The sequence below is a fragment of the Arenibacter antarcticus genome, assembly GCF_041320605.1.
Classification (GTDB): Bacteria; Bacteroidota; Bacteroidia; order Flavobacteriales; family Flavobacteriaceae; genus Arenibacter; species Arenibacter antarcticus.
The window spans coordinates 2541273-2566171 of sequence record NZ_CP166679.1; the positions used below are offsets into that span (position 1 = coordinate 2541273).

Here is a 24899-nt window from a genome sequence, read left to right on the forward strand (position 1 = left end):
CTTCTTATGCCTTTACGTCTGCCATTGAGGCTCCATAATTAATATGTAGCACATTTCCGCTAGGGGTTACTAGGGCGGGGACAGATTTAACACCTGCTTTCTCCGCTTCTGCGATTCGGGATTTACTTTGACCAAAATGTACAATTTCTACATTATCGGTGCCAATTAGTTCTAGAATCTCATGTTCTGCACTTAAGCATACTGGGCATCCTGCGTGATAAAAAACTGATTTTTTCATGTGTTTTCAATTAAGGTTGATGCATTATTGCGAAACAAATATAGTAAGGAATCCTAACTAAATAAAGAAATTTGTGCTTTTTTGTTGATTGCTACAAGATTGCGCTCAAAGATGACCGACATATATGTCATATATCTTTTATTAAAATAGTAGGGCCAGAGCAGTCTATTTTCTATCTTTGCTAAATGGTAAAAGAAGAAGTTTTAACGCTGGTAAATCAGGGGCTTATGCTTCCGTTGATGGAGGAATTCTACACAATACAAGGTGAGGGCTTCCACAAGGGAACGGCGGCCTATTTTATTCGTGTGGGAGGTTGTGATGTTGGGTGCCATTGGTGCGATGTAAAGGAAAGCTGGGACGCGGAAACCCATCCGCCAACGGGGATAGACCATATTGTGAACAATGCCGTAAAATATTCGGACACCATAGTTATTACCGGTGGGGAGCCCCTAACTTGGGATATGGGGCCTTTAACGAAAGCTTTAAAGGCTAAGAATCTCAAGACCCATATAGAAACTTCTGGAGCCTATCCGCTTTCGGGAACCTGGGACTGGATCTGCCTCTCTCCTAAAAAGAATAAATTACCCGAGGGCATTATCTATGATAAGGCACACGAATTAAAAGTAATCGTATTCAATAAACACGACCTTATTTTCGCGGAGGAACAAGCTGCCAAGACCAATAAAGACTGTATTTTGTACCTACAACCAGAGTGGAGCGTAAGGGATAAAGTTGTCCCTATGATTGTTGATTATGTAATGCAAAACCCGAAATGGAAGGTCTCCCTTCAAACGCATAAATACCTGAATATTCCCTAGGAATCCCGAATTATTGAAAGAGAAATCGGGTTAAAGAGGGAAAGAGTATAAAGCAAAAACTTCGCTTTCTTAAGATTTATTTGAAAGTACTTTGGACTCTGCTGATTGGCAGGTTTGCCTTTCTCGTGATATGCAGGCGTAATCACCAACTTTGGAATTACTTCTAGACAAATTTCGTATTCTCGGGCTCGCCGAGTAAGGGGCTCATCTCTCAATACTTTGTACTCAATACTACTTAATTACCTTCCTCCATTGGCACGTAAATCCTTAATACACTCCACCCCAAATCCAGGAGTTCTTCCACCCTTTGCGGTCAACATTTTCGCCATACCATTCCCAAATTGAAGTTCTGCCCGCATTAGGCAGCCAGCAATATTGCAATGGCTCTCCGCGCTGGGATCCTGATGTGGGACAACAGATGGAGATCCTATGTCGACCAATCCAAATAGATGTCCAGCTTCGTGGCATATGGTTGCGGATTCTACTTCTCCAGTGGATAATAAGATGCTTTTTGACGCCAATTTTCTAATGGTGGCCTCATAAATGACCATTGAAGTATTTCTATAAACTGCACCTAGGGTAACCAAATCTTCTTCGGGTTTATCTGCATTGGATGAAGCATCTGAAAAATAGATATATAGACCCAAGGTATCTCCATTAGTGTACATCGTTCTATTCTTTGTTTCTAACTCAGAAATTTCCTTTATGCTCAGGCTATCTTTATCAGGGGAAGTCAACTCTTTATATACTACGCTAATCTCATCCTTGTGCGTGCGTTGGCTTAGCAGGGACACAAAATTGGAAATAGCGATTTCGGTAGGGGCAAATCCAGTAACATAACCTATTTGGATTACCAAGTTCTTATATTTTGAATCGGAAAGAAAGTCGTTTGCGGAATCTCCCGGATCTTTTAAATTTGCAGTCTTATCTGGCGTCTTTGAAGTGTCTAGGTCATTATCCTTCGAACAACCAAGAGCGCAAATAAAAATTAGTAGTAACAATACGGAAATTTTTCTCATGGTCATTTAATTTAATAATGGTCTGGCCACTTTAATAAAACGGGAAACTTGCCATTCTATTTCCCTAACAAGGTAAGTTTTGCCAAATAATCATAGTGTTCGCCCTCGTATACCAGCTCACATGTCAGGTTATTTGCAATTGCTGCCCGTTGTAAAGTGTTGTAATCTATGTATAGCCAGGGTAATGGTTCGCTTTTCTGCCCCTTGTATTCCATAATAAAGGATACCTCTCCATAGTATTCTTGGCCATCTGGAATCCAATACCCCCCATCCTCATCCTCATCAAACATATATATTATATCACTGGAGTCTAATAGAATCTGACCCTTGGGTTTTAAAAGAGATTTTAAATGGGTAAAGAAAGCATCGATCTCGTTTAATTTCCCCACGATACCTATCCCGTTCATAAGCATTAATAAGGTGTCGTACTTTTGGTTCTTTACGTCTAAAATATCTGCCAATATCACTTGATCAATACCTCTTTGTTTACAGGTTTCAACCGCGCCTGGCGAATTGTCTAAGGCCGTTACATTAAATCCTTTTTTTTGTAAATAAAGGCTGTGGCTGCCAGCGCCACATCCAATATCCATAATGTTTCCCTTGCAGAGTTTTAAGGCTTTTTTCTCCAGATCGGGCATCGTTTTATACACTCTAAAAAGGTATGGTACGGGAATAACGTCTTCCTCTTCCAAGGAGGAAAAGGTTTTTATATCCTCGAAATAATTTCCATTTTGGTAATCCAATACCGCCTTGCCTAAGATATCCTTATTCATTCAAATTTAGTGTTTCTATGCAAAAGTGGGATTTTTATACGTATTTCGAAGTAACTTTTGATAATATCAGAAATAATATTTTATTATTTCCGAGGGTACTATTTGTGTATGACGGAAGTTGAGGTGAGGGTTATTCTTGGGAAGAAAGAAATCTAATGAAATATCCATGCACCCTAAATGGTCGCCTTAGGAATTGGATTATTTCATGATTATGCACGATCCCCAAGAGGCTGATTTTCGATATAGCTCTCTTATTTCCGTGCAGAAATTTTGCAAACAGTTATTTCTCCTTAATTTTATAGAACCTGCTGTACCTCCCTTAGGGCCCTTCTTGTAAGGGCGTGGATTCCTTTAAATAGGAATTTTGTAGCACATCCATTTCATTGTAAATATTTTGTATTTTTAAATCATGGAAACCATTTACAACTATTTTGAATCTATACCTCCAGCGCATAGAAGCCTGATTTTGGTGTTGGGAATTGCATTCTTTTGGATATTGGAATCTATCGTTCCCTTATTCCAACTTAAATACAAGAAGTTTAAGCATGCAGGCATCAATATTTTCTTTACCCTAACCACGGTCCTGGTGAATTTTCCATTGGCATTTTTATTGCTAAAAACAAGTGATTGGACCATCGCTAATAATTTTGGTGTCTTACAGTGGCTGCCCGCAATGCCATTGTGGATAAAAATACTGCTTGGGGTAATGTTGCTAGATCTTTTAAGTGCTTGGCTTGCCCATTGGGTAGAGCACAAGGTGAAATTGTTATGGGGATTTCATCTAATACACCACACCGATCATCAAGTAGATACCACCACTGCCAATAGACATCATCCGGGAGAAAGTATGGTCCGTTTTATTTTCACTTGTTTTGGAACTTTAATAGTGGGTGCACCGGTCGCCATCATAATGATCTATCAGGCTCTTTCGGTTGTTTTTTCACAATTTAATCATGCCAATATCTCCTTGCCCAAAAAACTGGACAATGTGTTGAGCTGGATAATTGTCTCCCCAGATATGCACAAGGTTCACCATCATTACAAATTGCCCTATACGGATAGCAATTATGGGAATATTTTTTCCCTTTGGGACCGACTCTTTGGAACCTTCCTAAAATTGCCAAACCAGGATATTGTATACGGGGTGGACACCTATTTTAATGAAAGGGAAAATTCAGATATTGGATTATTGTTGAAAATCCCCTTTAAAACCTATAAATCCCCGGAAAAAGTAGATATGAAATCTACATCTCAATCATAAAGAAGGTGCTTCGCTCTTAGTTGTTTAAAGTGGTTAATGTCTTCTTGCCAGCTTAACTTTATTTCCTCTTGCGAGAGTCCCGTTTCTATCTGTTTTTGCAATTTTGTTGTTCCCGCGTGTCTTGTAAAACCACTGGTGAGGAAGAATAGTTTCTTGTCGGTACTGTTTTGGTAGGCATCCAAAAGAAAGCTTAAATCCACAGTTTTCATTTTTGGCATTTGGGACAGATCTTTTCCATAACAAATTTCGCCATTATGTTTTGGGGTTTTAGACCCGAAATTTGGGGCTGGAGTATATTTAAAGTTGTATTGGGTGCTGTCCAAAAAGGGTGCACCGTACCGCTGAAATTGAAACTCGGTTCCTCTGCCTGCATTTATATTAGTGCCTTCAAAAAAGCCTAAGCTAGGGTATAGGTAAATAGAAGTGTTATTAGGCAGGTTCGGAGAGGGCCTAATTGGGAGGTTATAGTCTTTAAAATGATCGTAGTTTTCCAAAGGGATTACAGTAAGGTCTACCTTAGCTTTGTTCTCCATCATACCTTCTTTATTAATCATATTAGCGTATTCCCCAATCGTCATCCCATAAACTAACGGAATATTGGTCATCCCCAAGAAACCACGGTGTTCGGTTTCCATGCTGGGGCCGTCTACATAATGCCCATTGGGATTGGGTCTGTCCAGTATAATCACAGGAATTTTCTGAGCAGCACAAGCTTCCATTACCAATTGCATGGTAGCAATATATGTGTAGAAGCGTACCCCAACATCCTGAATATCAAAAAGGACCACATCTATGTCCTGTAACATTTCTTTTGAGGGTTTTCGGTTTTTTCCATAGAGCGATATTAGAGGTAGGCCAGTCTTTTCATCTTTGCCGTCTACAACTTTTTCTCCGGCATCTGCCTCACCTCTAAAGCCGTGTTCAGGTGCAAAGACCTTTTTTATTGCTATGTTTAAACTCATCAGAGAGTCCACAATATGAGTATAGGTCAAGGGGGCCGTGTCCTTAAAGATAACACTGGTTTGGTTAGCGACAACGGCTACCTTTTTTCCATTTAACAAGGGCAAGTATTTTGCGGTTCGGTTGGCGGCCACAATTATAGGTGGTTCGCTTTCCAATGTGGTTGTACCCAACTTGGTGCTTTGGTCTTTGTTGTTGGATTTGGATGGGCTTCCACAAGAAGAAAGTATATAAACCAATAATAAAACTGTATTTTTGAGAACGGATAAAACTGCCATATTTTGAATTTTGAATTTTTTATAGCCAAACGGCTGGTTACTGCAAAGGAGCATAAAATTAGTATATCTGCACCTATAATAAAAATTGCAATCGCAGCAATTGCATTAGGGGTCATAATGATGTTGGTGGCAATAGCGACCGGAGTAGGATTAAAGCATAAGATCAGGGAGAAGATTGCGGCCTTTAACGGGCATATCCAGATTTATAACTACGATAATAATAATTCGGACGTATCCGTGGTCCCTGTCTCTCTAGAACAGGAATTTTACCCTGAATTTAAATCGGTCAGTGGTATAAAGCACATTCAGGGAGTAGCCACAAAGGCTGGTATCATTAGGACCGAAGAAACTTTTGAGGGTGTAATTTCCAAAGGAGTGGGGACAGACTTTAATTGGGAAGTATTTAAGGAATTTTTGGTAGATGGGAAGCTTCCAGACTTTTCAGGGGAGTTAAATGATGAGGTATTGATATCCCAAATATTGGCCAACCGCTTAAATTTTAAAACAGGCGATTCCTTTGTAGCGATTTTTTTTAAGGAAGACGATGAATCAAAAATGCCCAATCAGCGGAAATTCATCATCACGGGAATTTATGACAGTGGTTTTGAAGAGCTCGATGCTTCCTATATTTTTATCGATATCCGCCACATTCGCCATATGAACAAATGGGCCCCAGATGAAGTGGGGAATTTTGAGATATTTCTCGATAATTTTGATGATATGGAATCCAAGGCTAAGGAAATCTATGGAAAAACCTTGTCCGATCTAGATACGCAAACCATTCAAGGGAAGTATTTTAGGATCTTTGAATGGATTGGACTCTTCGATCTAAACATCGCGATCATCATTGGTATTATGATTATCGTAGGAGGCTTTAACATGATCACCGCCCTCTTAGTGTTGATCTTGGAAAGGACCCAGATGATTGGGGTGTTAAAGGCATTGGGTTCCTCTAATTGGAGTATCCGAAAAATATTTTTGTACAACGCTACCTACCTTATTGGAGTTGGTCTGTTGTTGGGCAATAGTATAGGACTGGGGATTATTGGGTTGCAATATAAGTTTCGGATATTGAAATTCCCTAACCCCAAGGAGTATTATATAGATTATGTTCCCGTGTATATAGATGTTTGGATGGTATTGGCGTTAAATCTAGGTGTCCTAGTCTTATGCTTGCTAATGTTGTTGATTCCTTCCTATGTTATTACTAAAATTTCTCCTGTTAAGGCCATTAAATTTGAATAAACTAAATTAACTTTTTGCAATTTTTGGAGGGGCAAAATATAAAATTTTAAGATATTTTATAGTGCACTCTAATTTTCCTTGGACCATTGGAGCTAATAACTTATAAAGTACCAGCTGATTCTCAGTCTATGATGAAAATTTGCAATAATCCATTACACCCCCTTCAAAAGAAATCTAGATTTTGTATGTTTACTTAATGGGCTAGGCTTATTTTGGTTTGCCCTAGATGAGCAGCATGTTGCGCCAAAGGGAAAAAATCCGATTAAATTAAGAATCGCAGATTGAGCATATTGCTCCTCCTTTAAGAATCCATTATCTTTATAGGCTATGAAATACACGGAAAATATTCTGGGAACAATTGGGAACACTCCCTTAGTGAAAGTAAACCGCATAACGGCAGATTTACCCTGCTTAGTACTCGCAAAATATGAGACTTTTAATCCAGGGAATTCGGTGAAGGACCGTATGGCCCTTCAAATGATCGAAGATGCTGAAGCTTCGGGCCTGCTAAAGCCTGGAGGGACCATTATAGAAAGTACCTCCGGAAATACGGGGATGGGACTTGCCTTAGTGGCTATTATTAAAGGGTATAAAATGGTATGCGTTATCAGTGATAAGCAATCCAAGGAAAAGGTAGATATTCTTAAAGCTATGGGTAGTGAAGTCTATGTCTGCCCTAACAATGTGGCTCCGGAGGATCCTAAAAGTTATTATTCCACCGCTAGAAGGCTGTCACAAGAGACCCCTAATTCTTGGTACGTAAATCAATATGATAATCCTTCCAATTATAAAGCACATTACCTGAGTACTGGTCCTGAGATTTGGGAGCAGACCGAGGGCAAGATTACCCATTTTGTGGTGGGCGTAGGTACCGGGGGAACCATTTCTGGGGTAGGGACCTTTTTAAAGGAAAAAAATCCAGACATTAAAATTTGGGGTGTAGATACCTATGGTTCCGTTTTTAAGAAATATCATGAAACTGGTATCTTTGACGAAAATGAGATCTATCCTTATATCACGGAAGGGATAGGTGAGGATATTCTGCCAAAGAATGTTCATTTTGATATTATAGACGGATTTACAAAGGTTACCGATAAGGATGCGGCCGTATACACCCAACGTTTGGCAAAAGAGGAAGCCATGTTTCTTGGAAATTCTGCAGGGGCGGCTATTAAAGGGGTCTTACAGCTGGCGGAACATTTTACCAAAGATGATGTGGTGGTGGTATTGTTCCACGATCACGGGAGTAGGTATGTCGGTAAAATGTTTAATGATGAATGGATGAAGGAAAAAGGTTTTATAGGTTAATACAACAACACTATTATTAAATGATAAGCTTAACACAAAACGAAAAAAAGGTTACTATAGATGCTGGGGAATTGGTGGGGTATAATGTAGATGGTCATGAGTATATCCACCAAAAAGGAAGTCCTGGATGGTCAAATTCGGATACGGAGATGTTTCCTGTTATTGGTCCAACTCAAGAGTCGAATTTTAGGGTACAGACCCCAAAGGGGATCGCTGTTCAGGATCAGCATGGTCTGCTTAGAGAACTGGAGTATGAACTTGCCCAGCAGACGGAAAATAGCACAACCTTTATTAAAAAATATGTTGCAGGAACCAAGGTTAAAAATGCCAAGTTCCCCGATAAATCTACAGAAGAATATTTGTATTGGCCCTATGATTTTGAGTTCACAAAATCTTTCCATCTAAGCGAAAAAGGACTCACCATCCAATTTGAAATAAAGGCCGAGGATGTTATGCCTTTTATGTTGGGATATCATCCCGCCTTTAAATTGCATACCTCCAATCCGGTAATTACAGCTGGGAATAGGATTATCTCCCTAAACCAAATAATGGAAGTCGGAAATAGGGCGCTTCCTATACTGAATTGTGATTCGTTAACCTTGACCGATGGTAAGAAATTAAAGATTACTACCGAAGGTTTTGGGAATTTTATGCTGTGGACAGAAGTGTCCAATATGGTGTGTATAGAACCCATTACATTTTATCCTTATAATGTAGAACAGCCTCAATTGCATACAGGTTTTCAGAACCTGAAGAAATCTGAGAATATATTTAAAGTGATGATAATGTCTGATTTTTGAATGGTAAAGGTATGGAAGAATTGTTAGAGCGTTATTACGGCTATCTTTTTGAGGAGGAATTACTGGAGGAAATCAGAAAAATTGGTGTTTATAGAAAAATACAGCAGGGAGAAAAATTAATGGATATTGGTGACCTGGTGCAAACGATGCCCCTATTGTTGCGAGGTGCAATAAAAGTTATGAGGGAAGATGATGAAGGAGATGAGCTTCTGCTTTACTTTATTGAACGGGGAGATACTTGCGCCATGACTTTTTCTTGTTGTATGGGTGGGAATAAAAGTGAAATACGGGCAGTTGCTGAAACCGATGCCGAATTATTGATGATTCCCGTAAAATACATGGAATCCTGGATGGGGAAATATAAAACTTGGCAGCGATTTATCTTGGATAGTTACCATTCCAGAATGATGGAGCTTATGGAAACGGTAGATTCCATTGCCTTCATGAAAATGGATGAACGTCTCCTTAAACATCTCCATGATAAGGCCAAGGTAACTCAAGATGATGTTATTTATGCCACCCATCAGGATATTGCGTATGACCTTCACACCTCAAGGGTGGTAGTCTCTAGATTGCTTAAAAAGATGGAGAAGGATGGTAAAATTGAGCTTAACCGGAATCATATTAAAATATTGAATCTTTAATCATCAATCACTTATTATTAAAGGGAGAAGTGGCTTGGTATTTAGGGGAACTACCACAAAGATGAAAAGTAGCGCTATAAAATATGTAATGGTATTACCCATATTGGTATGGATAGGCTGCGGGAACCCTAAAGTGGAAAAAACAATAGATTTGGAGCCAGTTAGGCCAATGCCTACTGTTGCTGCACTGCCATCAGAAATTAAATTTCCTTTAAATAATCCCAACTCCCCAGAAAAAGAGTATTTGGGAAAACTTTTGTTCTATGATCCCATTCTTTCTGGAGGAAAGGACGTTTCCTGTGCCAGCTGCCATCACCCTTCAACTGGTTACGCAGAATTTTTAGATCTTTCTATTGGTGCCAATGGGAGAGGGCTGGGCAGTAAACGGATTTTTAATACACCCAATTCAATCCCAATAATGAAACGCAACTCCCCAACCATTCTAAACACTGCCTTTAATGGGATTGCCAATGGGAAGGGATATAATCCTGAAGAGGCCTCTATGTTTTGGGACGACCGGGTAAAGAGCTTGGAAAAACAAGCTCTAGAACCTATTAAGACTTTGGAAGAAATGAAAGGCGATCATTTTGAGAAATCTGAAATATTAATCGAAGTGGCACAAAGATTAATGAATATCCCCGAGTATAGGACCCTTTTTGCCCATGCATTTGGAGAACATGTCGCCATAGATAGTATCAGTATATCACAGGCCATTGCAGCCTTTGAGAGAACCTTGCTAGCCAATAATTCGCGCTTTGATCAGTATATGAATGGTGACTTTAATGCCATTTCCAATTCCGAAAAGGAAGGTTTTGACCTCTTTAAATCCGTAGGATGTATTAACTGCCATAATGGGCCCATGTTTTCAGATTATAAATTACATGTATTGGGGGTACCAGAGAATAAAAAATTAAATGCTCCTGATGGGGGTATAGATGAGAGTTTTGCTTTTAGAACGGCTTCCCTTCGAAATTTGAGATTTACAGCACCCTATATGCACAACGGAAGTTTCCAGAACCTAAGACAAGTGCTGGAATTTTATGAGGATATCTCCTTTGGGAAAACTAGGAACCCTTTGGTGTCCAAAGAAATGTTTGATCCGTTTGTTAGGGAGCTACAGCTTAGCGTGAAGGATATGTCTAGGATCATCTCCTTTTTAAATACGTTGAATGACCCTAATTTTGATACGGATATTCCCGAAAAAGTGCCTAGTGGACTTCCCGTAGGAGGAAATATTCACTAGGCAGCCTAATTTTAATCCTATAGAATCGGTATTATAAAAGAATCTAGGTATTTGGTGAAAGCCAAGAATGGCATATAGGAAACGAAGAAAAATAAACAGGTTTTGGTTTAGTATTTACAATCCACCATATCTGGTTCTATATAGTAATCCCGATAATTTTTTGCTTTGGGATCCATACATCCTTTTAAGTTTTTTAGGGATACTTTTCTAAAATCTATGGGTTGCCCTTCAGATTGTAGGGCTATAAATCCCTCCTTCAATAATTTGCCGTCAATTTTAATCGCTGGGTCGTATCGGTTGGCTACTCCACCTCCAATTTGTGGTTTGGCGTACTCCAGAACTTTTTCCCCATTGATAATATGCGTTACCAAGGAATCTCCCAAAACTATGGCCTCTGCACGGACCCATTGATCACCAAAATAGGTTTTTGAAGTAGAATTTATACAATGACGCGGGTCTATTTTTCCTTTGTATACCACATCAGTACCTGGGGAACACATATTGCCTGTGGGTCTCGATTTCCCCTCTTCTAATCCTGCTAAAAACTGCATTTCCACCGATATGGGCCAATCTTGCTCCTTCAACACGGTTTTGGGGTCTTGTGAGTGAAACATGACACCACTATTTTTTATCGTATAACTGGGAGCTCCAGGATGTAATTCGCCCACAAACCTGTATTCTATCACTAAATGGTAATACGAATATGGTGTATTATAGTAAAGATGACCATAACTTTCGTTAAAGTCGCCTTCATACTTATCATATCGCACTTTAATAATACTGTCCTCTACCCTAAAGGTGTCCCCGTAGTTATCGCCTACTTCATAATGGTGTATCTTGGTGGTCCAATCCTTTATGTCCTTTCCGTTGAACATATTGATCCAGCCGTCATTTTCTTGCTGGGAAATTGGTTTTACAGTACCACACTGGCAGAATACCAGTACTAATAGGGAGCACAATACAATGGTGAGATAGTTCCGCATTTTAAATTATTTTTCATGAATTTAAGGGTACAAGATAGGAGTTTTAATTTTTATTTATCTGGGTATGTTGCTTCGGGATTATAGAAGGGAATGTGAATTGTGTAACCTTGATTACATTCGATTTAAGTATTTAATACTAATTTTGACAAATGAGAAGATTTTTTCCTTTCTTAGATTGGCTGCCAAAGTATAACAAAGAATATTTTGGGAAAGATATTGTAGCCGGACTTACAGTGGGGATAATTCTTATTCCGCAGGGTATGGCCTATGCAATGATTGCGGGTTTGCCTCCGGTATACGGATTATATGCTTCCTTGTTTCCCGTTCTGGTATATGCCTTTTTGGGAACATCTAGGCAAATAGCGGTTGGCCCAGTGGCCATGGACTCACTGCTTGTAGCTGCCGGATTGGGAACTTTGGCCATTACAGGAGTAGAGAATTATATCCTTATGGCACTGTTCCTATCTTTTATGGTGGGGCTCTTTCAATTGTCGTTGGGACTGCTACGGATGGGGTTTTTGGTGAACTTTATGTCCAAACCCGTCATCAGTGGCTTTACCTCTGCCGCCGCCCTCATTATTATTTTCAGTCAGTTAAAACACTTATTGGGAGCTGATATTGCCAATAGTAATAAGTTTCACATTCTAGTAATAAATACCTTTCAAAACCTCTCTTATACCAATATCTACGACTTTGGTATAGGCATTGCAGGGATTCTTATTATAGTATCATTTAAAAAATGGCTTAAAAAGTTTCCCGCCATATTGGTGGTGGTGGTATTGAGCACCTTGGTAGTGTATTTTTTTAATTTGGAGGCCTACGATGTTCAGGTTGTGGGAAAAGTACCGGCAGGATTACCAAGCTTTCAGTTGCATAATATTACTTGGGATAAGGTAACGCAGATATGGCCAATTGCATTGACATTGGCACTGTTGGGGTATTTAGAAGCCATTTCCATAGGCAAGGCTTTTGAGGAGAAGACCAAGATAGAAACCATAGACCCCAATCAAGAATTGGTAGCCTTGGGAAGTGCAAATATGATAGGTTCCTTTTTTCAAGCCTATCCCGTTACTTCCAGTTTTTCCAGATCTGCCATAAATTTTGATGCGGGAGCAAAAAGTACCGTCGCCTCAGTGGTCAGTGTACTTATGGTGGTATTAACCTTATTGTTTTTAACCCCATTGTTTTATAACTTGCCCAAAGCGGCATTGGCATCCATTATTATGGTTTCTGTATTTGGATTGATCGACCTATCCTATCCAAAATATTTATGGAAACAACATAAGGACGAATTTTCGGTGCTGCTGCTTACTTTTTTAATGACGCTTTCCGTAGGTATTGTACAAGGCATCCTAATTGGGGTGTTATTGGCATTGTTGTTAATGGTATACCGAACCTCTAAGCCCCATTTTGCGGTTTTGGGAAAAATAAAGGAGTCGGATTATTATAAGAATGTCAATCGCTTTGGGGATGAGGTAGAGGTGCGTGATGACCTATTGATTGTTAGGTTCGACTCCCAGCTATATTTTGGGAATACCGCCTATTTTAAAAGTCAGCTTTTTAAGTATATCCATGCAAAAGGTCCTACGTTAAGAGCGGTGATTTTGAATGCAGAAGCTATAAATTATATCGATGCAAGTGCCTCTAATATGCTTATCCAGGTTATAGAGGACATTCATGAAATGAATATACAGTTCTTTATAGCAGGGGCAATAGGACCTACTAGGGATATCATATTCAGTAGTGGAATTGTTAATTGCTTGGATAAGGCCTATCTTTTTGTGAAAATAAAAGAGGCTGTGGACTATTTTGACGACCCCAAGGCCATTCCTCGTTTCAGGGAAAAAGTAGCTTATCAAAATCTCGGTAACTAAAGTTACCGACGAAGTGAAAGATATCCTTTATTTTTGTAAAGAACCCTCAAGAAAAAGTAATTCTTGGGAGCTTAAGGAAACACTTTAAATATAACAGTAAATTTTAAGGTTAAAGATTTTGTGATATGCCATTAATGCCATATTCAAAATCGACCTGAAAAACAACAAAATTAATTGAGATGAAAATAGAACAGATATATACCGGATGTTTGGCACAGGGTGCTTATTATATTGAAAGTAAAGGAGAAGTAGCTATTATTGATCCCTTGCGTGAAGTAGAACCCTACCTTCAACGTGTAAAAGAAGATAAAGCCAAGGTGAAATATATTTTTGAAACGCATTTTCATGCTGATTTCGTAAGTGGTCACCTTACTCTTTCTAAGGAAACCGGAGCACCTATAGTATATGGTCCTTTGGCCAATCCTACTTATGATGCTATTATAGCCAAAGACGGACAAGAATTCCCATTGGGAGAGTTAATCATAAAAGTATTGCATACACCAGGACATACCATGGAAAGTACTACTTACCTCTTGAAGGATAAAAATGGGAAGGACCATGCCATTTTCTCTGGAGACACTTTGTTTTTGGGAGATGTTGGCAGACCAGATCTAGCGCAAAAGGCCGCAAATATGACTCAAGAAGATCTTGCGGGAATACTGTTCGACAGTCTTAGAAATAAAATTATGCCGCTAAACGATGAGGTGGTTGTTTATCCTGCTCATGGAGCGGGATCTGCTTGCGGAAAGAATATGATGAAAGAGACGGTGGACACCTTGGGGAACCAGAAAAAAATGAACTATGCCCTCAGGGCAGATATGACCAAGGAAGAATTTATAAAAGAGGTCACAGACGGATTATTGCCGCCACCAAAATATTTTCCACTAAACGTAAAGATGAACAAGGAAGGATATGAAGATATCAGTGAAATCCTAAAAAAGGGAACTACTGCATTTTCTCCAGATGAATTTGAGGAAGCGGCGAATGCTACCGATGCGATAGTCTTGGATGTGCGCCATCAGGACGATTTTGTAAAGGGCCATATTCCCAGATCGATATTTATAGGATTAGATGGCGGATTTGCACCTTGGGTAGGAGCCCTGATCGCAGATGTGAAACAACCCATTTTGTTGGTGACGGATAAAGGAAAGGAAGAAGAGGCCATTATACGCTTATCCCGAGTTGGTTTTGATGCCACCATAGGATATTTGAATGGAAGTTTTGATGCTTGGAAAGATGCAGGTAAGGATTATGATACCATTACCTCTATTCCGGCAAGTGATTTAAAAACAATATTGGCTCAAGATAAAGTTCCAGTTTTCGATGTGAGAAAAGACTCGGAATACCAATCGGAACATGTGGTGGATGCCCATAACACACCCTTGGACTATCTTAACCAATATATGGGAGAATTCCCGAAGGAAGCGCCATTTTATGTGCATTGTGCCGGAGGTTATAGATCGGTTATTGCCGCTTCAATCCTAAAGAGTAGAGGTATCCATAACTTAATTGATATCGCAGGGGGGTATGCGGGATTAAAGGAGAACGGGGTGCCGGTTACAGACTATGTGTGTCCCACAACACTGTAGGAAATTAATCGTAAAGAATATAATTGATAAGTAGATTTGCCCAAATAATAGACTTAGATGTCCTATTGTTTGGGCATTTTTTTTGAGGTAGGGTTGCCTGCTTTTAGTGATTTAATCGTAATCCAATATTTTTATTATCGACTTTATAGTTGACCAGTTGGGTTTAATTATGTGAGTTTTGATGTGTAACTAGGAGATTTTTGTTGTATTTTAGTTTGTTAATGCACCTGATGAATTATTTTTAGATGCTGACATTAGTCATATTATTTGAAACTATATGCTACTATTTTAGCATCTGTAAATTTTAAACAATTTGGAATATGATGAAATTTTTACCCTTGGTCAATTGGAGTAATGGAATTGTTATGATTGCAATCTTTGGCGTGGTCTGCGTAGCGTTGGTGGGTATAGTACTAGTGTTTTTAAGCAGCGGCAAAAAGAATTAGATTCCTGAAACGGCTTTATAGCCAGGCTTTCCTATCTCTGCATGCACTACAGGGTTGTGTGTGGTATTGGAGCGGTTTTACGGGGGAATTTTCTTAGGTACCAAGAAATTATTCTTATGGTGTCTATATTTTCTTTTTTACGTTCCAAAAAGTTTTCCAAATCCTCCAAGGTCGTGATCTGTTGGTTTTTTTCGATAAATCCAAATCCCCTATACTGCCCAGCCGTTATTAAAACAAAGGCTTCTTCGTTAAATTGTCTGCCTTTTTCGATAATCATTATATCCTGATTTTTATTCTTTACGACTTCAATGGCTCGTTTCACTTTTACATTATATGCTGAAAGGGGCTCCTTTTCCCTACATATCCCTTCGCAGCTACTAAGGCTATAATGGGAGCAGCTTTCAGTATTTTCCTGTAAATGACAGAATTTTGGACATAGAAGGCTGGATTCGCACATTTCCTCTAAAAAGGACCTGCATTCCGTAATGTTATTGAAGGTGCATATGGGGTCCGTAACCATCTTTAGGTTGTTGTAAGCCAGATGTAGAATTCCATTTCTATCCTCATAGGAAAAAATAGCAAATTCTTGTGAATTTCTTTTTTGGCTCGAATTGTATTTTGGGTAATGTTGTTTTATTGCATCAGATTCCATTAAAAGTGCTATCAATTCACTGCCCGAAAGTTCATAATCTATGTCGTGGGTAGCCTTGCACAAGAGATTTTCCTTATTAGACTTATTATAGAAATGACCGAGGACCCGTTTTTTTATATCGATGGCCTTCCCTATATATATGATACTGCCATTTTCGTCCTTAAAATAATAAACCCCTGTCGCATTGGGAAGTTTCTCAAAAACTTCCTTAGGGAGTCCGGGTGGGAGAGTGGCTTCCTGTGAACGCGAGTTAAGAAAGGTTTGGAATACACTATCAGCTCCCTCGGCAATCATTAATTTTTTAAACAACAATACCGTTGCATGCGCATCTCCTCTTGCCCGATGCCGATCGGTTAAGGGAATGTTTAGAGCGGTGCATAATTTCCCCAAACTGTAAGAATTTAATCCAGGTATCAATTTACGGGAAAGTCGAACCGTACAGAGTTTTTTCCGGATATAGGGAATCCCTAAATCCTTAAATTCATTCTTTATTACATTATAGTCGAAATTAACGCTATGGGCCACGAAAATGGTGTCTTGGGTCATTTCCAATACTTTGGCCCCTATTTCATGCCATTTTGGAGCGTTTCTGACCATACTATCGTCTATCCCTGTCAATCCGGTGATAAAATGAGGTATTTCGCATTCCGGATTTACCAAAGAAGTGAATTCATCCACTATTTCCTCACCATCAAAATTGAAAATGGAGATTTCTGTAATCTTATTGCCCATTATTCCGTTCCCGGTAGTTTCTATATCTATAATGCTGTACATCTATTACTTTAAGATTTAAGGACAATAAAGTTATGGGAAAATCATGGAATAATGATGTTCTTACATCATTATTCAGATGGAGGCTTCCAAGTGTAAACATGTGTGCCAATAACCTTTCCAATTACGGGATAGTGTAAACTTTTGATTACTTGCTTGCTTGTGCTTCCCGATTATCTTTCATCGCGATAACTATAACCTAACCTTGTCCTTGATAAACAAATAGTAGATAGTTGTGTTTTTCTATGTTGCCAGTTAATAATGCAGAGCTATTATTAATAATGTCGCTTCCCTATAGATTTAAAATAGCCAATGTTAAGGATGCAGTGAATAATTGCTCAACCTCAAGTTTTTAATCTCAATTAAAAATGGACCCCAAGAAAATCATATTAGTCCAAATCCTGAATCACTTCCGTTAAGGCCTTATAAATTATAGGCCCGGTTTCTGGCCCCAAGGAGTTACTCTCTCCGTAGGTAGCGCTTTCCTTATTATAGAGATAGGGCTTTTCTACGTCCCATTCGCTTTTGGGAATAATATATCCAATCTCGTCATTGGATAGGCCGAGGTAAAACTTGTATTTGTCCCTTATTAACTCCTTTATTGGGGGGATTTCTAAGGGTTGAATATCAAAATCCCTGCCTTCGGGCGCTTCAATGCCCCCATATACAATTTCAGGGTAAATTTCCCCCGGAATGCTTAACCAAAGGCTGGGACCAATACGAATGGCGCCTACTTCGGTCCTTAGCTTAAAATATTCGGGCATGCCCATATCAATCAATCCCATGGCACTGGCTAGTTTAAAGATATTGTTCTCTACTGGTGCCAAGAGGGTCTTTGCCCTTAAAGAAATATTGCTTTCTATAATAGTGTCCCCCTTTTGCTTTAGTGCTGCTAGGGAGAGTAGGGCTATTTGATCTCCAAGCGCCTTTGTCTTTTCAAAAGTTGGTTCTGACAATTCCTCGCCGGTGAAGGGATGTGGTATTGCCAAAGAGGGATGCGGTGCCATTAGGCCACCTATAGCTCCCGAAAAGTAGATGGCCGTTCCGCCCAATCCTTCCTGCATTAATTGTCCATCGTGATACACACCAGTTTCTATGGCTTCCCGAATGAAGTGCGGAAAATCTGAGCTAATCAAAAGGTTTTGAGACCAAAGGGTCTCCGGATGATTGGCCCAATTGATCACGGTGCCCATGGTAGTACCATTTTCTGCATCCAGCACCTGCATTAAATGAATTCCCGTTGCCTTTACAATGGGTTTCCTAGTATCCTTTATAAACTTTGCGTCGGCCCCCGAAAGATCTTCCGCAAAGACCAGTTTGGCAGTTCGTATATTGCTCACCGCTTCTGTAATGGCAGCCACTGTCTGGGTTTTTACGTATTCCATCATCTCCGGGTTAACCCCAGAATTAAATATGTTCTCTCCCCATATTCCAACAAGATCATTGCTTTCATGGGTGTGGGTCGAGGCAATTAGGGTGTAGTCTATTCCTAATTCCTTGGGAAGGCGTTTCCGAATATCGACCACGTCTCCATGTAAAAAACCTATAGCATCCAATGATACTAGGGCGATTCTTGTATTGTTATCCTCAATGACCATTACCCTAGACCATACATCGTCATGGACTCCTTGGGCAGGCTTGGCATTACTCATGCCAGCAATCCAATACGCGTCAAATATGCCATTATTATTGTTGTCATTGTAGGTGTCTCCCTCACTTTTGTTGTATTTGTGGTTTCCATTGGCATCGTTCCATGTGTCTACAATGGTTGGGGTAATAGGCCTTTTTGCAAACCCTGCCCTAATGGGTTGAAGGGCACTATTTTCTATCTTAAGATCTATGGAATACTCCGGATGCCGGTCCCGCCAATTGTACATGGCTATTGAAACCAGAACAATTAGAAATAGGAAAAAGAGGAGTCCCGTTATTTTTATGATTCTTTTAAATGCTTTCATAGTGTTGCCTCTTTAGAATTTGGAATGGGTAAGTACATTGGCCATTTTAAAATTAAGTTCCATGAGATAATCCCCCATACTTGGACCGTACCACCCCATTAATGCTGCTTCGTAGGTGTCGTAATAATAGTATTTTGGCGGGATGATATAACCTAGATATTGTCCGTTAAAACTGCTTAAGACCATTTGGTATCCCTCTGCTTCCAAAGCGTTTTTAAGGTCCAATCCATATTCTCCGCTTAGTTCATAGGGCAATGCTAGCCATATAAGATTGTTTAATTGGAATCCTTGTAGGGGGATGGATTTTATTTCAGGCATTAATTTTTGACCTATAAATGGTGATAATCGCAGTCGGTCAGAAATCTTTAGGAATTGCAGTTTTGGGATTTCCAATTCTGTGGTGATGGCTGATAAATGGACGTTTGGATTGTATTCCAATCTATTTAGGACTACTTGTGCGGAATCGGCTAGGGTTTCCCCTATATATTTTGCTTTTTCAAATTTCTCACCTTCTCCTTTGTTGGAATGACTCCCTACGGTACCAGCAAAGAAAAGAGCAAGGTCTGTTCCGTTCGCCTCTAAATGTCGCTGAAAATACCCAGGATAATCTCCGCTAAATTTGTCGTTAAAGGTGCTTATTACCGTGGCGTGTGCAGAATAGATCCCTATGGTTGCCTTCTTACCGTTGTCCTGTACAAAGGACAACACGTCCAATTTATCGTTTAATCTGCCTGGTTCCCCAATAATCCTATTTCGAACTACATTGGGAACTCTAATATAACCCGATGAAAATTTAGTTGGATGTTTATCTGCTATCGCTTTTTTTATAAGGGTGACAAACTTATCGCTTAGCCAGGCTACCATTTCTGGTTGATACGCTCCACCAAAACTTTCGCCAACATAGCTGGGAAGGCAGTTCCCAATACTAGAATGAGTGTGTGTTGCTCCAAATAATAGTTGATCCCGTTCTATAAGTCCTTTTAGTTTTTCCGAAACCGCTATCACTACAGGCTCTGGCATTAAGAGGAGGTCGGCGCTAATCAATACCAACTTTTGTTCCCCTACTTGTAATGCTATTGCCTTGGCGTAAATGGAATCGTGCACCCCATTGGCAATTTTCCCATCCCCATATCCAGCTAATTTAATTCGATTAAATTCACCTATTTCGAGATTCGGGCTCCCCTCGACTATCGTGGGGGTAATATTTACTTTTGCAAATCCGGCTAAAAGAGAGCCCTGGGCTTCAGTTTTGTTTTTAGCCGCCACCTCCATTTTCGCGATGGTATTATGGTAGTATTCCGTTTCAAAATAGGGGGTGGTATCTATAGAGGCAGTAGCAATAAAGAAAATTAAGCCCAACAATAGCAATAAGCCGACCCCTATTTTTAACAATACCTTTCCCCATTTTTGCATCAGCCTACTTTATTTAAGTTTTGTTGGGTCCAACTTTATATATTTCACCGTTTTTCGATTCCAGGTATATACAATATGGACCATTCCGTCCTCTGCCAGTAGCATGGTAGGGTAGGAGTACTCTTCGCCTTCTTTATCCGTGGTTTCGCGTAGGGGTTCCAAATCTAGCACTCTATCCCATTTTTTTCCATCAGAGGATAGTGCCAGACTTAAAGGTACCCGGTCTCCCCAGTTTTTTCCTGTGGGGTTGTAGATCAATAATTGTCGCCCATCCTTTAGACTTACGCCATCGATACCCGAGTTTGGATTGGGTAGTTGTGTGGCGGTCATTTTATCCCAGGTCTTACCGAAGTCGTTGGACCAGTTTTGTGAGACTACATTATTTTCGGTACGGCTCAATAATTGTAGTTTCCCATCGCCATAATTTAATACTACTGGCTGTATGGCACCAAATTCTTTTCCGTCGTTCAGGGATTCGGTCCGGGACCAAGTTTTACCCGAATCTGAGCTATGTTCTAAATGTATCTGCCATCCGTCCTTATCGCTTTCTGTACTGGATGGGGATATTATTTCTCCATTAGCCAATTGTATAGGCTGATTTTTTATAGGTCCCAAGACTCCGTCAGGAAGTTTTATAGGGGCAGACCAAGTTTTCCCATCGTCATTGGAGGTCATATAAAGACCCCACCAATCCTTAGGATCGGGCCCTACCTTGTAAAATAACATTAGGGGTTGGTCTTTTGGCTTGAACAGCACCGGATTCCAGCTAGGAAATCGGGAACCATCTGCTTGTACCCCATTGGCCACCTCTACGGGAGCGGACCAAGATCCGTCGGTTTTGCGCGATACCCATATCCCTACATCGTCATTTTTTTCCTTGGTACCCCCAAACCAGGAAGCCACCACAATACCATTGCTGACCTCTACGGTAGAGGCGTGACATTCCGGAGTCAGTGCCTTATCTAATTCGTAAATAAATTCCTGTTCTACAATGGCAGGATGGTTTAAGGGAATAATATCGGGTAATTTTTCTATTTTTCCTTTACAAGATATGAGTATCAAAGAACATAAAAAGAATAGTAATTTCATCCGATTGGTTTTTTTAAATTGATGTATGATTATTTTGTGAAAAATGGATTTTTTCTTCATTTTCTTAATTGTTAGGTGGGTAAATATTGCTCTTAAAATCAGTGAAGGGTTTAGGAGCAGGTTTGTAGCCTAATAGATCCTTTATTTTAGTAGTTTGATTATTGATTAAAGGTTTGGCCCAAAACCCAATACTGAAAATAAAGCCCAAGGTCAGGTATAAAAAAATCATTCCACCCCTTAGTCCAATGGCGTCTCCAATAGAACCTACTATTAAAGGGACTACGGCACCGCCTACTATTCCTGAACACAGAATGCCAGATAACGCCCCGTGATTGTCCCTAACAGAATTCAATGCTAATGAAATAATGATGGACCACATTACAGAAGCAAAAAAACCTATCATAGGAAATGCAATAAGTGCCACCTGGGCAGATCCAAATAAGGCGGCCGTGAGACTCAGGATTGCGGCTCCAGAGAAGAGTTTTAATACTAGTTTGCTATCCATTATTTTTAGCAAAATAAGACCAAGGATACAACCTACGGTCAACAATCCCCAAAATAGGGAAATAGTGGTGGCACCTTCTATTCTGGGATCAAAACCGTGATATTGGGATAAAAATTGGGACATCCAGTTGGCTACGCCTTGTTCAGTACCCACATAGGCGAACACGGCCATAAAATAGAAGATGACTTTTTTATTTTTTAAAAGCACTTTATTTGTAGCCCAATTTCCCGCTTTTTCCTCCTCATTTCTTTCCACTTTGGGAAGTTTTACGGGAGCGATTAAGACCAGCATCAACAAACAAATAATGGCAAAGATCCAATATAAAGATACCCAAGGGAGTTCTGCCGGAACCAAATTATGAAAAAGAGTGATCATAAAATTGCTGTTTTCTGTTCCAGAGTAGTCTTCTAGATTTAGAACTAGATAAGAAAAAAGGAATGGACTCACAAAAGAGGCTAGTCCAAACGCCAATTGTCCCAACACAGAGTTAAAGGCGAAATGTTCCTCCCCTCCTGCAACCCGTAATAAAGGGTTAATAGCTACTTGTAACATTGCCATTCCTGAACCTATTAAAAACAAGGATAGTAAAGCAATGGGAAAAGTGGGGACGAGCGAGAACAAAATTGCGCCACAAAATGCGATAAAAAATGCTCCCAAAATTGTTGTTTTTTCCCCGTATTTCTCTACTGCAATTCCGGATGGGATCGAGAAAACACCATAGGCGATAAAGAAGGCAAAAGGCAATAATGCAGCCATGGTAAGGCTCATTTTAAAATCCGTAATAATATCGGGGATCAAAGGCCCTAAAATATTGGTCAAAAAGGAAATGACAAAAAAGATGAAAAGGATTAGAATTACAATTAGATGTCTTTTTTTCATATCGAGGAGGGAGGTAATGTTGACTTATAATTTTTCTTCTATGCTTAGTTCGTCTTTTACACCAAGTGGTTTTCTTATAAATATGATACCTGTGGCGGTAACGAACATAAGGAGACCGTAGATTGCTGGAACAATGGAATATTCCGCATTGTTAAGTGCAATAGTGGCTAAAGTTATGGCCAAGGTCCCGTTTTGAATTCCGGTTTCTATGGAAATACTAATGGCTTGTGGTCTGGATAGTTTAAACAATACAGCCAGTAGAAAACCAACGGTCATAGTGCTTATATTTAACAAAATAGCTGGAAGCCCCGCTTCTTGCAAGTAACTCATAAAAACATCTTTAATGCTAAAAGTAACTCCAATAATGACCAAGATAAAAATTACGGCAGAGGCTATTTTCACGGGCTTGTCCATTTTTTTTGCAAAGTGGGGAAACTTATCTTTCACCAACATTCCTATCCCTACGGGAACAATTACGATGACCAATAATTGTTTAACCATGGTCATGGCATCTACGCTGACCGTTAAGCTTTGATCTGCAAATTCTACCAGCGCAAATTGCACTATGATCGGAATAGTAATAATGGTGAGCAGGCTGGCCACCGCTGTAAGGGAAACAGACAATGCCAAATCTCCCTTAGCCAAATAGGTCAACATATTGGAAGTTGGTCCACCAGGACATGCGGCCAATAACATTACGCCAATGGCCGTGGTAGGAGACAGGTTTAAATATAGGGTGATAAGATATCCGATGAGCGGAAGTAGAATAATTTGGCAGGAAAGGCCCACAATCATGGCTTTCGGGTAGATCAAAACTCTCTTAAAATCTGAAAGGGTTAGGGAAAGTCCCATCCCGAACATGATTATAATTAATGAAATTGCGAGAATAATTCCAGTAGTAGTATTCATATATTAGTGTTGCTATCTTAAATTGTTGACACAAAATACGCATGGCCGCAAACCAACCACTACTGACAAATAAACTTTAAAGAACTGAGAATTACTTCGTATATATTGTGCTAATTACATCATATATTACCTAATATTAACGGATGTCTTCGGTTATGAGGCAATAGGCAAGAATAATTTAATTTGTTTATTGTTGTCCGGTCCTATTCTTTCATGGCATTGAACCGCTCCATAATTTCTTTCCAATTGGTAAAAATGATATCCTCTTCTTTGAAAAAATCGATTAGATCAGGGTCTCCGAACATTTTGGCCTCCCATACTCTTTGCTGCCAAGAATTGGTTATTCCCTTTAAGTTCTCGGTCTCTACCGAGGGGTGAAAAATAATTTCGGTGAGTCCAGGTTTCAGTGCGAGAATAAGTTTTTTAAAGTTGGCTATCTTTTCGTCATAAGATTTGGCTTTAGGGGCACTCGTAAAAAAGTCTAATTTGGGAAGAGTGTAGCCAGCTATCATGTCAACAACCGAATCATCCAAAGGATATCCTTGTTCCTTAAATAGGGCCAATACTTTTGGGTTGGAAATGTCTATGATATTTGCTGGAATACCGTATTCCTGAGCTACCTTAATATATGCTTTCACATAACTAGGATCGCCATACAGGGTCCCCATATGCGTGTCTATATGATCTGGGGTATAGCCCCAAGCAATGGATTGTTCTATTTGGGCGCGGATCTCTTTTTCCACTTCTAAATCAGAGGCGTTTTGTACCACTTCTGGTACGCTTCGCCATAATTTGGATTCTGGGTCCACTAAACCGGGGACCTGGGTTTTGTCGGTGATAGGCCCCCAGCGGTACTCCTTCCATTCACTGGTGAGGGTAAGGTGCAACCCGATATCCATTTTCGGATTTTCTATGGCCCAGCTGATAAATTCTTCGGCACTGGCACAAGGGATCATTACCGCTGCGGACTGAATTTGGCCAGTTGTCAGTTGCGCTTTGGCCGCAATATTCGCTTCTGGGCACATGCCAATATCATCTGCATGTAGCATGATAATTTTTTTTCCTGCTGGCCAGCCCAATTTTTCGGCCCATGTATTGGGGGTTTCGGATAACTGTTCTAAGCTATCCAAGGTAGTTGTGGCTACTTGGTCCTTACTTTTCTTTTCTCCACATCCCATTAGAAATACAGAAAGACTCAAGGCCAATATAGATTTAGTTAAGAGTAATTTTTTCATGATGTATTTTTT

At 39.8% G+C, this 24899-nt stretch carries 22 protein-coding genes; 10 read left to right on the forward strand and 12 right to left on the reverse strand.

Annotated elements, in window-relative coordinates; genetic code table 11:
* Nucleotides 1-4: 4 nt before the first annotated feature.
* The gene (locus KCTC52924_RS10430) at nucleotides 5-238 is read right to left on the reverse strand and encodes a conjugal transfer protein TraF (RefSeq protein WP_251808166.1); all 234 of its coding nucleotides are present in this window, start codon (nucleotides 236-238) and stop codon (nucleotides 5-7) included.
* Nucleotides 239-423: 185 nt separating this feature from the next.
* Between KCTC52924_RS10430 and KCTC52924_RS10435 the strand changes: the two genes are divergently transcribed.
* Nucleotides 424-1056, forward strand: a complete 633-nt coding sequence (locus KCTC52924_RS10435; RefSeq protein ID WP_251808167.1) for a 7-carboxy-7-deazaguanine synthase QueE — start codon at nucleotides 424-426, stop codon at nucleotides 1054-1056.
* A gap of 239 nt (nucleotides 1057-1295) precedes the next feature.
* Here KCTC52924_RS10435 and KCTC52924_RS10440 read toward each other — a convergent pair whose 3' ends face one another.
* Both KCTC52924_RS10440 and KCTC52924_RS10445 read right to left on the reverse strand, forming a co-directional pair.
* Nucleotides 1296-2075, reverse strand: coding sequence for a hypothetical protein (locus KCTC52924_RS10440; protein WP_251808168.1), 780 nt, complete (start codon nucleotides 2073-2075; stop codon nucleotides 1296-1298).
* Between the two features lie 56 nt (nucleotides 2076-2131).
* Complete coding sequence (locus KCTC52924_RS10445) at nucleotides 2132-2848, reverse strand: bifunctional 2-polyprenyl-6-hydroxyphenol methylase/3-demethylubiquinol 3-O-methyltransferase UbiG (protein WP_251808169.1); 717 nt, start codon at nucleotides 2846-2848, stop codon at nucleotides 2132-2134.
* Between the two features lie 409 nt (nucleotides 2849-3257).
* Here KCTC52924_RS10445 and KCTC52924_RS10450 point away from each other — a divergent pair, with 409 nt between their 5' ends.
* Complete coding sequence (locus KCTC52924_RS10450; protein WP_251808170.1) at nucleotides 3258-4109, forward strand: sterol desaturase family protein; 852 nt, start codon at nucleotides 3258-3260, stop codon at nucleotides 4107-4109.
* On the opposite strand, the gene KCTC52924_RS10455 is transcribed toward KCTC52924_RS10450, so the two are convergent.
* Entirely contained in the window at nucleotides 4100-5347 is a 1248-nt protein-coding gene (locus tag KCTC52924_RS10455) for an exo-beta-N-acetylmuramidase NamZ domain-containing protein (RefSeq protein ID WP_251808171.1), read from the reverse strand. The two genes, KCTC52924_RS10450 and KCTC52924_RS10455, sit on opposite strands and share 10 nt — an antisense overlap.
* Nucleotides 5348-5350: 3 nt before the next feature.
* On the opposite strand from KCTC52924_RS10455, the gene KCTC52924_RS10460 reads away from it, so the two are divergent.
* From KCTC52924_RS10460 to KCTC52924_RS10480, 5 genes are all read left to right on the forward strand, one after another.
* Nucleotides 5351-6592: an ABC transporter permease gene (locus KCTC52924_RS10460; RefSeq protein ID WP_251808172.1), complete on the forward strand. Its 1242-nt coding sequence runs from the start codon at nucleotides 5351-5353 to the stop codon at nucleotides 6590-6592.
* 327 nt (nucleotides 6593-6919) lie between these two features.
* Complete coding sequence (locus tag KCTC52924_RS10465) at nucleotides 6920-7900, forward strand: PLP-dependent cysteine synthase family protein (protein ID WP_251808173.1); 981 nt, start codon at nucleotides 6920-6922, stop codon at nucleotides 7898-7900.
* A 20-nt stretch (nucleotides 7901-7920) separates the two neighbouring features.
* Entirely contained in the window at nucleotides 7921-8700 is a 780-nt protein-coding gene (locus KCTC52924_RS10470; RefSeq protein WP_251808174.1) for an aldose 1-epimerase, read from the forward strand.
* A gap of 11 nt (nucleotides 8701-8711) precedes the next feature.
* Nucleotides 8712-9344, forward strand: a complete 633-nt coding sequence (locus KCTC52924_RS10475) for a Crp/Fnr family transcriptional regulator (protein ID WP_251808175.1) — start codon at nucleotides 8712-8714, stop codon at nucleotides 9342-9344.
* An 88-nt stretch (nucleotides 9345-9432) separates the two neighbouring features.
* Nucleotides 9433-10587, forward strand: a complete 1155-nt coding sequence (locus tag KCTC52924_RS10480; protein ID WP_251808176.1) for a cytochrome-c peroxidase — start codon at nucleotides 9433-9435, stop codon at nucleotides 10585-10587.
* 107 nt (nucleotides 10588-10694) lie between these two features.
* On the opposite strand, the gene KCTC52924_RS10485 is transcribed toward KCTC52924_RS10480, so the two are convergent.
* Nucleotides 10695-11570 carry a DUF1080 domain-containing protein gene (locus KCTC52924_RS10485; protein WP_251808177.1) on the reverse strand — a complete coding sequence of 292 codons (876 nt, stop codon included), beginning with the start codon at nucleotides 11568-11570 and terminating at the stop codon, nucleotides 10695-10697.
* 149 nt (nucleotides 11571-11719) lie between these two features.
* Here KCTC52924_RS10485 and KCTC52924_RS10490 point away from each other — a divergent pair, with 149 nt between their 5' ends.
* From KCTC52924_RS10490 to KCTC52924_RS10500, 3 genes are all read left to right on the forward strand, one after another.
* Nucleotides 11720-13444 (forward strand): SulP family inorganic anion transporter, encoded by a 1725-nt coding sequence (locus KCTC52924_RS10490; RefSeq protein WP_251808178.1) that lies wholly within the window; start codon nucleotides 11720-11722, stop codon nucleotides 13442-13444.
* A 179-nt stretch (nucleotides 13445-13623) separates the two neighbouring features.
* Entirely contained in the window at nucleotides 13624-15033 is a 1410-nt protein-coding gene (locus KCTC52924_RS10495; protein ID WP_251808179.1) for a rhodanese-like domain-containing protein, read from the forward strand.
* A gap of 320 nt (nucleotides 15034-15353) precedes the next feature.
* Nucleotides 15354-15479, forward strand: a complete 126-nt coding sequence (locus KCTC52924_RS10500; RefSeq protein WP_285903392.1) for a hypothetical protein — start codon at nucleotides 15354-15356, stop codon at nucleotides 15477-15479.
* 46 nt (nucleotides 15480-15525) lie between these two features.
* Here the strand turns inward: KCTC52924_RS10500 and KCTC52924_RS10505 are convergent, their stop codons facing one another.
* The 7 genes from KCTC52924_RS10505 to KCTC52924_RS10535 all read right to left on the reverse strand — a co-directional run bounded on the left by KCTC52924_RS10505 (nucleotide 15526) and on the right by KCTC52924_RS10535 (nucleotide 24887).
* Nucleotides 15526-16905 (reverse strand): exonuclease domain-containing protein, encoded by a 1380-nt coding sequence (locus tag KCTC52924_RS10505; protein ID WP_251808180.1) that lies wholly within the window; start codon nucleotides 16903-16905, stop codon nucleotides 15526-15528.
* Between the two features lie 386 nt (nucleotides 16906-17291).
* On the reverse strand, nucleotides 17292-18857 hold the full coding sequence (locus KCTC52924_RS10510; RefSeq protein WP_251808181.1) for a hypothetical protein: 1566 nt from the start codon (nucleotides 18855-18857) through the stop codon (nucleotides 17292-17294).
* Nucleotides 18858-18869: 12 nt separating this feature from the next.
* On the reverse strand, nucleotides 18870-20270 hold the full coding sequence (locus KCTC52924_RS10515; RefSeq protein WP_251808182.1) for a neutral/alkaline non-lysosomal ceramidase N-terminal domain-containing protein: 1401 nt from the start codon (nucleotides 20268-20270) through the stop codon (nucleotides 18870-18872).
* Between the two features lie 9 nt (nucleotides 20271-20279).
* Complete coding sequence (locus KCTC52924_RS10520; RefSeq protein ID WP_251808183.1) at nucleotides 20280-21359, reverse strand: exo-alpha-sialidase; 1080 nt, start codon at nucleotides 21357-21359, stop codon at nucleotides 20280-20282.
* A 64-nt stretch (nucleotides 21360-21423) separates the two neighbouring features.
* Nucleotides 21424-22743 carry a sugar MFS transporter gene (locus KCTC52924_RS10525; protein WP_251808184.1) on the reverse strand — a complete coding sequence of 440 codons (1320 nt, stop codon included), beginning with the start codon at nucleotides 22741-22743 and terminating at the stop codon, nucleotides 21424-21426.
* A 24-nt stretch (nucleotides 22744-22767) separates the two neighbouring features.
* A complete protein-coding gene (locus KCTC52924_RS10530; protein WP_251808185.1) occupies nucleotides 22768-23652 on the reverse strand; it encodes a bile acid:sodium symporter family protein in 885 nt (294 codons plus the stop codon).
* Nucleotides 23653-23855: 203 nt separating this feature from the next.
* Entirely contained in the window at nucleotides 23856-24887 is a 1032-nt protein-coding gene (locus KCTC52924_RS10535; protein WP_251808186.1) for a polysaccharide deacetylase family protein, read from the reverse strand.
* Nucleotides 24888-24899 lie beyond the last annotated feature (12 nt).